Source organism: uncultured Dokdonia sp., from assembly GCF_947496725.1.
In the GTDB taxonomy this organism is placed as follows: Bacteria; Bacteroidota; Bacteroidia; order Flavobacteriales; family Flavobacteriaceae; genus Dokdonia.
Genome location: NZ_CANMDS010000004.1, coordinates 383,590 through 396,706 on the forward strand (window position 1 = coordinate 383,590; position 13,117 = coordinate 396,706).

Below are 13,117 nucleotides of genomic sequence, written 5' to 3' on the forward strand. Positions count from 1 at the left end.
TCTTACTAGTATCAATGAATTCTATACATTTTCGTCGTTGGTCTGACCAACTCCGGGATAGTGATCACGAGGTGTATTGGTTTGATATTTTAGACCAAGGGTATGCACCATCAATGTCTTGGATGACCCAAATAACAGGCTGGAAAAAGGGTTTTTTAATAAAAAGAGGAAGGACAACAATAAAAAAATATTTCCCAAAAATTTATAACTACCTGAGCGATAAACTTGACACTAAAGTTGAGACCGCTTTCGCGAAAGCGTTACAAGACATAAAGCCAGATGTTGTACACAGCTTTGCATTATATACTTCTTGTTTACCCATATTACATATTATGAATAAGGAAGTAAACATAAAATGGATATATTCTAGCTGGGGAAGTGACTTATTTTACAAGGAAAATAAACCCAATTATCACAAGGAGGTGCCTGCTGTGCTCGCAAGAGTTGATTACCTTTTTACAGATTGTTTAAGAGACTACCATATAGCAAAAAATGGTGGCTTTTCTGGAAGATTTTTAGGCGTTGTGCCTGGAGGTGGAGGTTTTGAATCTCATATAGATAAATATTATGTAAAAAATTCTTCTTTTATAGTAAAAGGTTATGAGGATGCACTTGGAAGATGTATTAATGTATTAAAAGCATTAGATGTCATTGCCAGAAAACATACTGGCATATCTATCATAATATTTGGAGCTTCTAAGAAGGTTACTGAATATCTTAATAGGAATACTGGAAGAGATTATGAGGTTAAAGTATTTGGGAAAGTAAGTAACTCAGAGGTCATAGATTTAATGCTTCAATCTAAGTTTTATATAGGTAATAGTATAAGTGATGGTCTTCCTAATACACTGTTAGAATCTATTTTTTGTGACTGTATACCTATCCAGTCTAATCCCGGAGGTGCCACCGAAGAAATTATTAAGGATACAATAAATGGATTTATTATAAGTAATCCAGAAGATGTAAATGCAATTGCTAATAGTATAGAAATGGCGCTGTTATCAAACCCATCATCTATATTAACGGAAAATAAAGAGATTAAAAAAGCCTATGAAAGAAATGAAATCCAGGCAAAGGTGTTAGCTATTTATAATTCTTTAGCTGTATGATTTTATCTGACATTTCTTTACAACAGGAAAAAGATTATTCTAAATTAGAATGCCTACTAGACGGCAATTCTATTTATTTTACATTATCGCATATTAATTCTAATATTTCATTAGTGTACGATGCATTTGTAGTAGCGCTTATACCACTTTTATTAGAAAAACAAGAAGACATAGTGGTTCAAGGTACTATGGATGACGTACTCTGTAAGCAGTTAAATGATGTCTTAATACCGAGACTTTGTCAAGTCAATAAGATAGCTATAACTCTCAAAGTTATACCAGATGTTACAGAAAATACTATTGCTCTTAATAAACAAGTCAATGCAACGGGACTGTCTTGTGGGGTAGACAGTTTGGCAACTGTAAAATATTTTTTTGACAATGCTATAGGCTTAGATTATCTAACTTTTTTTGATGCTGGTTCACACGGTATTTATAATGGTAATTATGCTAAGGAAAATTATGAGTATAGGTTGAATAACAGCGAAAGAGCTGCCACTACAATTGGTTTACCTTTGGTAAAAGTCAAGACTAATGCGCATAGTTTCATACGTGGCTCATTTGAATCTGCTCACAGTTTTTTAAATATTTCTTGTAGTCTAGCAACACTAGGCCTGATAAATAACTATCATTATGCATCTGCATATGCTGTATCTCAAAGTAATTTCAAACCTGGTGATACAAGTAATTTTGATAATTTTTTATTACCACTATTATTTACCTCTTATTTTAATACACATTCTACACTGCAAACAAAAACCCGCTTAGAGCGCATTTCTTATATTCAACATTACGATGTTGCTAATGCTTACCTAGATATTTGTACAAATTCCATACTTGCTAAGAAAATGAACGTGCAAAACTGCACATCTTGTGATAAATGTCTTCGTACGGCAGCAACATTAGAGCTGTATGATTCTTTATCTAGATTTGATAAAGTTTTCGATTTAAATATTTATCATAGTAAAATTGACAATTATATAGCCAAACTCATATCAAACAAAGTATCCATTCACGAGCGAGAGTTTTTAGATAGTTGGTTAAAAGAGAACAAAATAACTACTTTACAATACTGGAAAGCCTTTAAATTAATAGCAAAAAGAGTTATATCGAGAATAGGCTCTTAAATCGATTATCTGACTTTTTTTACCGATAAAATACACTAAAGGGCGCACTGGTATTTAATATTTTTATAAATTCACCAAAATTTAAACAAATGAAATCCATTGGATTTATCCCCTTGCGCAAAGGCTCGAAGGGCATACCAGGTAAAAATAAAAAGAAGCTGCTAGGCCGTCCTTTATTTTGCTGGGCGCTTGGTGAGGCAATTGCATCTCAATTAGATACAATTTATATTTTTACAGATGATGAAGATATCATCACTTTTGTTCATAAGGAATACCACTGGACAGACAAGGTAAAGACCGTAAAACGTAGTGAAGAAAGCGCTACAGATGCGGCCTCTACAGAGATGGGAATGCTAGAGTTTGTAAATCGTTTAGAAGAGCCTTTTGATATATTATGCTTACTGCAAGCAACCTCTCCTTTTACTACTTCATTTGATATAAATGCTTGCTTAGATAAAGTGCAATCGGGAGCAAATTATGATTCGGCACTTACGGTTGTAAATACGCATCGTTTTACTTGGTATGAAGACGGTACACCAAAAAATTATGACGTTTTTAATCGCCCACGTAGACAAGATTTTGAAGGTTTACTTGTAGAAAATGGAGCGTGTTATGTGACGACAAGTAGCGCTTTTCGCGAAAGCAAAAACAGAATAAGCGGTAACATTGCAACAGTGCAAATGCCTGAAGATAGCCTCACAGAGATAGATAGCCTCACAGACTGGAAAATAGTAGAAGAGTTACTAGCTGCTCGTTTAAAAACTAAGAAACAAAGTAATCGTATCACGCATCTTATACTCGATGTAGACGGCGTTTTTACAGATGGTTGTATTTATTATGGTGCAGAGGGCGAGCTTATGAAAAAGTTTGATATGCGTGATGGTATGGGACTAGAGATATTGAGACAGTACAACGTTGAGGTAATGGTAATGACCTCTGAAGACTCGCAGATTGTGGCTTCTAGAATGAAGAAGCTTAAAATTAATGACGTCTTTATGGGCGTAAAAGATAAATATAGTCTGCTTTCTAGAATCGTAACTGATAGAGAACTCTCCTTTTCAAATATTGCTTACATAGGTGATGATGTAAATGATATGGCAAATATTTGTGCGGCAGGATGGTCATTTACTCCGGCTAATGCAACAATGCCTATCAAAAACCACGCAGACGTAATACTACAAAATAATAGCGCAGAGGGAGCGATACGTGAGGCCTGTGACTTTATTATAAAATATAACAATAGATATGAGTAATTATAAAGCTCCGTACACCATTGCAGAGATAGGTGGTAACCACAAAGGTGATATGGAGATAGCAAAAGAAATGATAAAAGTAGCTGCTATCTTTTGTAAGGTAGACGCTGTAAAATTTCAGAAGCGACACAATATAGAACTGCTCACTAAGGAGCAATATGAAGCTCCACACCCTAACCCTATAAATTCATATGGAGATACGTATGGGGCACACAGGGAGTTTTTAGAATTTGATGTAAATCAGCACGCAGAGCTTAAGGCTTTTTGTGAGGAGTTAGGCATTACCTATGCAACTTCGGTTTGGGATACTACGAGTGCAAAGGAAATAGCAGGGCTTCATCCAGAGTTTATAAAAATACCAAGTGCTTGTAATAATCACTATGAAATGCTAGGGTGGTTGTGTGAGAATTACAAAGGGGAGATTCACTGCTCTACTGGAATGACTACTAGAGATGAGATAGAGGAACTAGTACAGTTTTTTGAAAAGCATAACAGAGGTAAAGACCTAGTGCTTTATAACTGTACGTCTGGATATCCAGTACCATTTCCAGATGTTTGTTTGCTGGATATTAAAACACTCATAGAGAAGTATGGCGATCGTGTAAAACACATTGGGTTTTCTGGTCACCATCTAGGTATTGCTGTAGATGTTGCTGCTTATACCCTAGGAGCAAATATAGTAGAACGCCATTATACACTAGACCGTACTTGGAAGGGTACAGATCACAGTGCCTCACTAGAGCCAGCAGGTATGCGTAAGCTTGCGAGAGACTTGAGAGCAGTATATCAAGCATTAGACTATAAAGCGACAGATATCTTGCCTATTGAGCAAGTACAACGCGATAAGCTTAAGTATCGTAAAGCATAATAATGGGTAAAAAAGTTTTCATTCTTTTTCCAGATGGTGTAGGCTTGCGCAACTTTGCTTTTACTAAGTTCAAAGAAGTAGGAGAGGCGCAAGGGTTTGACATCACATACTGGAATAACACCATATTTTCGTTAGAAAAGGAACTGGGTTATAAAGAAGTGGTGATTGAAAACACAAGGATTCACCCTAAAACGCCTGCACTTAGTCACGCAAGAAAAAGGGTAGAACTTGCGCTTTCGCGAAAGCGTGAAAAGGATAATGTCTATCCTACTTATCGTTTTCCATTGCAGTGGAATAGTTTAAAGAAAGCCTTAAAAAGTGCTTTTGTAAAGTATCACGAAACATATAGTGCCACACCAAAGGGATGGCAACGCATAATGAACCAAATGCAAGCTGCCGAACGATCTACTGTTCGCTACCAGGAGCTTAAAGCACAACTAGAAGAACACCGTCCAGATATTGTTTTTTGCACCACACAGCGGGCTACACAGGCCATTGCACCTATACTAGCAGCGCAGGATCTTGGGATAAAAACGGCGTGCTGGATATACAGTTGGGATAACCTGCCTAAGGGAATGACTACGGTAGAAACAGATTACTATTTTGTATGGTCTGAACTTATGAAGGAGCAGCTCTTACAGTATTACCCAAAAACGAGAGAAGAACAGATATTTGTAACAGGGACTCCACAATTTGAGCCTCATTATGATAAGAATTTATTGCTTTCGCGAAAGCAATTTTGTCTAGAGCACAACCTTAGCGAAGAGACACGATATATTTGCTTCTCTGGGGATGATCAAACCACGTCACCACTGGATCAATTTTATCTAGAAGACACGGCAATTGCTGTGCGCAAGTTGAGAGAAGAAGGTGAAGATGTAGCTATTGTATATAGAAAGGTCCCTATTGACTTTTCGGGTAGATATGATGAGGTTTTGGCTAACTATAGTGATGTCATAACACCTATAGATCCTTTATGGAAACCTATGGGGAGTCAATGGAATCAAGTAATGCCTACCAAAGAAGATTTTGCTTTATTAGTAAATACTTGTCATCACTGCGAACTTGTGGTAAATATATGCTCAAGTATGGTGTTTGACTTTGTGGCGCACGATAAGCCTACTATTTACCCCAATTATGAGCAGCCACAACTTAAAAAAGGAATACGTGACATAGGGCAGAACTATAAATACGTCCACTTTCGTTCTATGCCAGATTATAATACAAGTGTAACCTGGGCAATGAATAAAGAAGAAATTTATGATGGAATTAAAGGCTTACTTAATGGTAGTCTTAATCCAGTGCCTGTTACAAAAAAATGGTTTGGAATTGTAAATAAACCAGAATGGCCAGAGAAGGCAAGTGAACGTATTTGGGAGGGTGTAAATCAAATTCTTGATTAATGCATATAGCCTTTATAACTCCAGAATATCCACATCCAGAATTAGGTAATTCTGGAGGGATGGGTACGAGTATCAAAAACCTCGTTATGGCTTTTTGTAAAATGGGTCATAAAGTCAGCTTATTTGTTTATAATCAACATAAAACGGACACTTTTATCGAAGATGGGATAACCTTCCATTTGATTGCCAAAAAGCATTATAAGATAGGAGGCTTCTACTTTTATAGAAAGCATATAGAGCAGTATATAAATAAGCATAGTAGTGATGTCGATATTATCGAGGCTCCAGATTGGACAGGCATCACTGCCTTTATGAGCTTAAGAAAACCACTTGTAATACGTTTTCACGGAAGTGATACGTATTTCTGTCATATTGAGGGAAGACCACAAAAATGGAAAAATGCTTTTTTTGAAAAGCAAGCGGTAAGAAAAGCAAAGGCATTTATAGCACCTACGCATTTTGCAGGAAAAAAAAGTATTGAGCTTTTTAAACTACAGTATTCTAATGTGAAAGTTATATGTCACGGTCTTAATCTTGAAAATTTTAATAACAGTTCTCCAGAGGTATTTACATCGAAACGTTTACTTAATATAGGGACACTTATTAGAAAGAAAGGGGTGTTCCAATTGATAGAGATGTTTAATAAAATTATAGTTGCGCATCCCAAAGCAAAGCTTTTTTTTATAGGAGCAGATAGTTATGATGTACAAACCGGTAGTGCTTCTACTTGGGAGCTTATGCAAGAACGTATGAGCCCTGCAGCTAGAGAGGCGATTACATATTTAGGTAAAGTACCTTATGACCAAGCTAAAGAAGAGATACAAAAAGCACATATATGCATTTTTCCTTCTCTTGCAGAAACACTTGGTATGGTTACTATTGAATCTATGGCTTTGCAAAAGGTGGTAGTTAATACTAGTATAGGGTGGGCACAAGACCTTATAGAACACGGTAAGGATGGTTTTATGCATCATCCAGATGATATTGATGCTTACGTGGACACTATAAGTACAGTGTTTGAAAATGATGCTCTTAGAATTAAAATTACAGAAGCGGCAAGAGAAACTATAGAAGAACGATTTGATATAAATCACATTGCTCAGACTAATATTTCATTTTATAATAAAGTCATAAGCCTATGATTTTTATAGAACACGATGGTAGTAAGGTTAAGAGTGATGAAGGAAAGGGCGATGCTATTGTCGCTTGTATCTACACAATTGCCAAAAATAATCCTGATAAGTTTCTTATAATATATAAGTCTGGTTGCGATATTGAACGTTTTTTAGAGCAAGCAATATCTTTCAAGTCCAAAAATCATTACGTCTCATCATATAATGCACTTAATTCAGATTTTGGTTATGTAGAGGATAAACCATTTATACCTACAAATAATAGGGTGGTGTATCCAACCTGGAAAAAGGGAACCACCGCTTTGCTTATTCACGCATCTTTAATTAATCAGGTTGCAAATCAGATTAAGCCAAGTGACAATTATTTGTACTGGATAAATTCTCTAGGAAAGCTTACAATGCCACTTGGAGTACTCAATTATCAAATTCCCATTTTTAATGATGTAGCCTCTTTTAGCAATGAACTTTTGTATCGTTTTGTAAAACAGCATTATAAAAGAAGATGGACGCTACACTTGCTGTTGTGCCATTTGTACTATGATAAAAAAATGCCTTTGTACGCTTTCGCGAAAGCGCAATTTTATAAAAACCGTTCAATACCCTTAGATATGGAGTCTTTGCAAGAGGTAGATTCTTGTAAAGATTATGCACCTCTTAAATACGATGTCATTATACCTACGATAGGGAGGGAGGAATACCTTGAGGACGTCTTAGAAGATTTAAATAAACAACCAAATCCTCCATCTCAAGTCATTATAATTGAGCAAAATCCTAGTGAGGATAAAGAATCAAAACTTTATTACATAAATGATGAAAAATGGAATTTTACTATAGTTCATAAATTACTAGACACTGCGGGAGCTTGTAGAGCAAGAAATATAGCAGTGTCACTAGCTACAGCTCCTTGGTTATTATTTTTTGATGATGATGTACGTGTTGAGTCAACGTTTATTGATGAGGTAACTTTATTTATAAATAGAACCAAAGCAACTTGTATTACGTTTGCTTGTTTACAAAAGGGTGAAAAGGAGATAATGAAAGCTTATAAACAATGGGAATCTTTTGGGTCGGGATGCTCTATTGTACATAGGGATATATACAGTAAATGTTCCTTTGATATGGCTTTTGAAAATGGATATGGCGAAGATGTGGATTATGGAATGCAGGTACGTAATATGGGTAAGGATGTAATATATGCACCTAGCATACAGATACTACACCTCAAGGCTCCTACAGGTGGTTTTAGAAGTCCGCACAAGTTTCCTTGGAGCACAGAAGCCTTAACCCCAAAGCCATCTCCTCAAATAATGTATCTCAGGAAGAAAAATTACACCTTAGAGCAAGTAAGGGGTTATAAGGTTGTTCAATTCTTTAAAACATTTGGATTTTTTAAAACTAAGAACCCTCTGTCTCACTTAGCGAGATTTAAAAAAGCCTGGGTACAAAGTGAAAAATGGGCGTCTAGGTTATGATTAAAATATATACAGATAACTCACTTCTCACTCCAGATAATAGAGGGATAGCGCATCCCTTAATATTTGATTTGTACTATTTTGAGAAGACTCATAAAGATGTCTTAGGGCTTTACAGTCTAGTAGATACCCCTGAAAGTGCTGATGTTTTTCTATTTCCTATAAACTATCATTTCATAAATAAAAGAGGTTATAAAAAGCATTACAGAGATTTATACAATACCGCCTTAAAATTTGAAAAAAAAATAATGGTCTACTCTGGTGGAGACTATGGTAAAACCTTTAATGATGATAATGTAATTGTATGGCGTAATGCAGGATTTAAAAGTCATAACGACAAGCAGACTGTAATTATACCAGCATTTATAGATGATCCTATAGGTCGAGACGAGGTCTCTGGAGAAGTAATAAATTATACAAGTTCACCTCAAATTTCTTTTACTGGATTTGCTTCAAAAAATTATCTAGAGCGATCCCGTGTTATAATGTCCGTAATAAAAAGAAATTTGTTAAGAGCTTTTCTTAAAGATGAAACAGATTTCCAAAATGTCTTTTATGCTGCTTTGCAACGTTATAAATATCTGAAGAAATTAGAAAAATTTGATCGTGTAGAGACCAGTTTTATATATCGATCAAAATACAGAGCAGGTGCCAGATCTAAAGCCGAAAGACAGAAAACTTCAAAAGAATTTTTTGAAAATTTAAACGGCGCTCCTTATACCTTTTGCCTAAGAGGGGCAGGTAATTTTTCTGTAAGATTTTATGAAGCCCTAGCCTGTGGTCGTATCCCAGTTTTAATAGATACAGATTGCCACTTGCCACTTGAAGGTGTCATAAATTGGGAGCAACATATTTGTAAATTAAATGTAGAAGATAATATAGAGGAAGCGCTACTGGCTTTTCATAAAAAATATGATCAAGTTTCTTTTGCAACCTTGCAAAAGTCTAATCGTAAATTATATGTAGATTATTTGGTGAGAGATCGTTTTTTTTGCAATTTATATCATTCTTTAAAACGTATTATATAATTTGAAATTCTCTCTAATAATTTGCACCTATATGCGCCCAGTAGCGCTTACCACGCTACTAGATTCTGTAAAAACCCAAACGGTTTACCCAGATGAGATCCTCATTATAGATGGAAGTGTTAATGATGAGACAGAAGTACGCTTTCGCGAAAGCGGAATAAAAAACCTCGTCTACTACAAAGTTTTAGACGCACAAAGAGGTCTTACTAAACAGCGGAATTACGGAATAGATCGAGTAAGTAATACGATGGATGTGGTGTGCTTTCTAGATGATGATACAGTGCTTGAACCTACATATTTTGAGAAAATACTTGACGTGTATCAAGCATATCCTAATGCTTATGGTGTAGGAGGTTACATTAATAACGAAGTGCAGTGGGAGCGTGCAGAAACATTAAACCCAAGAGATATACATCACTTCTATTATGATGGGTATAGAAGGAAAGAGGGAGCGCGTTTTAAATTAAGAAGAAAGTTAGGTCTAGATGCAAATACTCCACCAGGCGTCCTACCGAAATATGGTCACGGCAGGTCTGTTAGTTTCTTGCCTCCTACTGGAAAAATTTATGAAGTAAAACAGCTTATGGGAGGAGTCTCCAGCTTTCCTCTAGAGGTTTTAAAAAAGAATAAATTCTCTGAATATTTTGAAGGTTACGGTCTTTATGAGGATGCAGATTATACATTCAGAATTTCAAAACTAGGACAGCTATATGTACATACAGGCGCAAACCTTGCGCATCATCACGACGCTTCTGGAAGGCCTAATCAATATCATTATGGTAAAATGGTAACACGTAATGGCTGGTATGTGTGGAGAGTGATGCACCCTAAGCCTGGATTTATTAATATTATAAAATGGTATGCGATAAGTAGTGTTTTGACACTTATTCGTTTTGTAAATGTGGTTACTACTTCTAGCCGTAAAGAAGCATTAACAGAAGCTCTGGGTCGCACTGTTGGTCTTTTTAGCTTACTTTTAAGCAAACCTAGATAATGCGTTATAAAAAGGACATACAACGTTATAAAGAGTACAGTAAGAGCAGTGCATTATTACTGGTGTTAACACAGCAAGGATTGTGGGCTTTGTTTGTATATCGTTTCTTTAATGCCATTTATAGATCTACAATGCCCAAGATTGTAAAAGCACCCTTACTGGTTGTTGGTGTTTTTTTTCAGAAATGGATTGAAGTGATTACAGGGATAACATTACCCTATGCAGCAACAATAGGTGAAGGCTTATATATAGGTCACTACTCAGGTATAATTATTAGTCCAGAAACCGTAATAGGGAAGCATTGTAATATCTCGCAAGGAGTAACCATAGGTGTGAGTGGACGAGGAGCACACCGCGGTGTTCCTACAATAGGTAATCGTGTTTATATGGCTGCTGGAGCTGTTATCGCAGGAGGAATAAATGTAGGTGATGGGGCTGTTATAGGAGCAAACTCCTTAGTAATTACAGATGTTAAAGAAGGTACTACAGTATTGGGAGTACCCGCAAAGATGGTAAGTGCTAAAGATTCTAAAGATTACATATAATGGATTTTTTAGTTATTTCTGACGCTCCTATCTTAGATAAAAACGGAATATATGAAGGGTATGCCCCTTATGTAAAAGAGATGAATATTTGGCTTGATTCTGTAGATCAAGTAACCTTTGTATGTCCCACTAGTTATAAAAGAGCACTACTCACTGCTCCATTTGATAGACAGGACATCAATATTAAAAGTCTCCGAAGACTAGAATTTAACAGCTTTTTTGTCGCACTTATATCTATACTTACATTGCCGTATCAAGCCATCGTTTTATGGAGTGCTATGTGTAAGGCAGATCACATACACTTGCGGGCTCCGGGTAACCTGTGCTTACTTGCTTGTATGGTACAAGTTCTGTTCCCTAATAAGAAGAAAACTGCCAAGTATGCTGGAAATTGGGACCCTTTGTCAAAACAACCACTCGCTTACAGACTTCAAAAAAAGATTTTATCGAGTACCACACTTACTAAAAATATACAAGTACTAGTGTATGGAGAGTGGGAAAATAGTACCAGTAATATCACCCCTTTTTTTACAGCAAGTTATTACCTAGAAGAGATAGACTCTTTTAAAAAGAGAAATTTTGATAAACCTTTAAGAGCAATTTTTGTAGGTACAATGGGAAGTAATAAACGACCATTTGAAACGGTACAGCTTATAAACAAGTTACGTAAAGCTGGTCTTGATATAGTGCTTGAGATGTTTGGCGATGGTCCACAAATGGAAGATATTAAATGGTATAGGAAGGAAAATGGTCTCCTTGATTACGTCATTTTGAGAGGAAACCAACAGGCAAACACAGTAAAAGAAGCTTACAAAAGATCTGATCTTGTCATACTATTATCAAAAAGTGAAGGCTGGCCTAAGGTTATTGCAGAGGGTATGTTTTGGGGAGCAATTCCTATAGTTACTCAAGTTTCTTGTGTTCCTTGGATGCTAGATAATGGCAGCAGAGGAATACTTGTTGAAGATCCAGATAAAATAAACACTACTCAACTAATCAAACAGCTAGAAGATAGTGCATCTTTACATAAAATGAGTAATGCTGCCACACAATGGTCTAGGCAATATACGATGGACACATTTACAGCTCAGATAAAAGAATTGCTTTAATGAGGGTATTACAACTTATAGACTCACTAGACGCAGGAGGGGCAGAGCGTATGGCAGTAAATATTGCAAATGCTTTATCTCAGGATGGTGTAGAATCATATATATGTGCCACAAGACGAGGCGGATTGCTAGAAAATGAACTGTTTGTTAAAGAGGGCCTTTTTATTTTAAATAAAAAAGCGTCCCTAGACGTAATTGCTTTTTTTCGATTTTTTAAATGGTTAAAGAGAAAACAAATAAATATAATTCACGCACATTCTACCTCAATACATCTTGCAGTTTTTGCAAAAATTTATAATAATAATATTAAGGTAATCTGGCACGATCATTATGGAATGAGTGACTCTTTAGAAAATAGAAAATCCTATTTACTCAAGCTACTAGGACCTTATATAAATACAGCGATAGTTGTAAATCCTAAGCTTGCCATATGGTCTAAGGAAATGCTTAAGATTAATAAAGTACACTTTTTACAAAATTTTGCTACTGTAACGGTTAATCAATCTAAAAAGACGTTACTTAATGGGGAAGCAGGGAAGCGCATAGTGTGTCTAGCAAATTTACGCCCTCAAAAAAATCATTTAGCGCTTATTGATGCTTTTGCAAAAACACAATTGCAGTGTCCAGATTGGACGCTTCATCTTGTGGGGAAGTCTTTTAATGACGATTATTCAAAATCTGTGATGGATAGTATTATTACAAATAACCTATCTAATAGTGTTTTTTTGTACGGAAGCTGTCAAGATATAAGTCACATACTTAACCAAAGCACTATTGGGGTTTTAACTTCCTTATCAGAAGGGCTGCCGGTATCTCTACTTGAGTATGCAAATTGTGGTTTGCCGGTTGTAGTAACAAACGTTGGGCAATGTGCTGAGGTAGTAGGTCAAGATGGATTTGTTATTGATAACGTTATTGAAGAGCTTCCTGATGTGCTTACTCAATTAATCACAAACAAAGATAATATACGAGGGGTAATGGGAGACCGCTTTCGCGAAAGCGTAAGTACAACCTATAGCAAAGACGCTTTTATAGAAAAGTTAATGCCCATTTATAATGATTTAATATCTTAGGGT

The 13,117-nt window shown here is 35.9% G+C and carries 12 protein-coding genes; all 12 read left to right on the forward strand.

Features of this window, described 5'->3' with window-relative positions; translation table 11 throughout:
* Nucleotides 1-14 precede the first annotated feature (14 nt).
* The 12 genes from Q0948_RS11165 (at nucleotide 15) to Q0948_RS11220 (ending at nucleotide 13,114) form a co-directional block, all read left to right on the forward strand.
* On the forward strand, nucleotides 15-1,109 hold the full coding sequence (locus Q0948_RS11165; RefSeq protein WP_298352446.1) for a glycosyltransferase: 1,095 nt from the start codon (nucleotides 15-17) through the stop codon (nucleotides 1,107-1,109).
* Complete coding sequence (locus Q0948_RS11170; protein ID WP_298352449.1) at nucleotides 1,106-2,236, forward strand: hypothetical protein; 1,131 nt, start codon at nucleotides 1,106-1,108, stop codon at nucleotides 2,234-2,236. Before Q0948_RS11165 ends, Q0948_RS11170 begins: the two co-directional genes overlap by 4 nt.
* An 89-nt stretch (nucleotides 2,237-2,325) precedes the next feature.
* Nucleotides 2,326-3,489 carry an acylneuraminate cytidylyltransferase gene (locus tag Q0948_RS11175; RefSeq protein WP_298352452.1) on the forward strand — a complete coding sequence of 388 codons (1,164 nt, stop codon included), beginning with the start codon at nucleotides 2,326-2,328 and terminating at the stop codon, nucleotides 3,487-3,489.
* Nucleotides 3,482-4,357 carry an N-acetylneuraminate synthase family protein gene (locus Q0948_RS11180; protein ID WP_298352455.1) on the forward strand — a complete coding sequence of 292 codons (876 nt, stop codon included), beginning with the start codon at nucleotides 3,482-3,484 and terminating at the stop codon, nucleotides 4,355-4,357. The genes Q0948_RS11175 and Q0948_RS11180 overlap by 8 nt, the downstream gene beginning before the upstream one ends.
* Nucleotides 4,358-4,359: 2 nt before the next feature.
* Nucleotides 4,360-5,760 (forward strand): UDP-glycosyltransferase, encoded by a 1,401-nt coding sequence (locus Q0948_RS11185; protein ID WP_298352458.1) that lies wholly within the window; start codon nucleotides 4,360-4,362, stop codon nucleotides 5,758-5,760.
* Entirely contained in the window at nucleotides 5,760-6,902 is a 1,143-nt protein-coding gene (locus tag Q0948_RS11190) for a glycosyltransferase family 4 protein (RefSeq protein WP_298352461.1), read from the forward strand. The genes Q0948_RS11185 and Q0948_RS11190 overlap by 1 nt, the downstream gene beginning before the upstream one ends.
* Nucleotides 6,899-8,365, forward strand: a complete 1,467-nt coding sequence (locus Q0948_RS11195; RefSeq protein ID WP_298352464.1) for a glycosyltransferase family 2 protein — start codon at nucleotides 6,899-6,901, stop codon at nucleotides 8,363-8,365. The genes Q0948_RS11190 and Q0948_RS11195 overlap by 4 nt, the downstream gene beginning before the upstream one ends.
* A complete protein-coding gene (locus tag Q0948_RS11200; RefSeq protein ID WP_298352467.1) occupies nucleotides 8,362-9,393 on the forward strand; it encodes an exostosin family protein in 1,032 nt (343 codons plus the stop codon). The genes Q0948_RS11195 and Q0948_RS11200 overlap by 4 nt, the downstream gene beginning before the upstream one ends.
* Before the next feature lies 1 nt (nucleotide 9,394).
* On the forward strand, nucleotides 9,395-10,387 hold the full coding sequence (locus Q0948_RS11205; RefSeq protein WP_298352470.1) for a glycosyltransferase family 2 protein: 993 nt from the start codon (nucleotides 9,395-9,397) through the stop codon (nucleotides 10,385-10,387).
* Nucleotides 10,387-10,932 carry a serine O-acetyltransferase gene (locus Q0948_RS11210; RefSeq protein ID WP_035328067.1) on the forward strand — a complete coding sequence of 182 codons (546 nt, stop codon included), beginning with the start codon at nucleotides 10,387-10,389 and terminating at the stop codon, nucleotides 10,930-10,932. Before Q0948_RS11205 ends, Q0948_RS11210 begins: the two co-directional genes overlap by 1 nt.
* A complete protein-coding gene (locus Q0948_RS11215; protein ID WP_298352477.1) occupies nucleotides 10,932-12,041 on the forward strand; it encodes a glycosyltransferase in 1,110 nt (369 codons plus the stop codon). Before Q0948_RS11210 ends, Q0948_RS11215 begins: the two co-directional genes overlap by 1 nt.
* Nucleotides 12,041-13,114, forward strand: coding sequence for a glycosyltransferase (locus Q0948_RS11220; protein ID WP_298352480.1), 1,074 nt, complete (start codon nucleotides 12,041-12,043; stop codon nucleotides 13,112-13,114). Before Q0948_RS11215 ends, Q0948_RS11220 begins: the two co-directional genes overlap by 1 nt.
* Nucleotides 13,115-13,117: the final 3 nt, after the last annotated feature.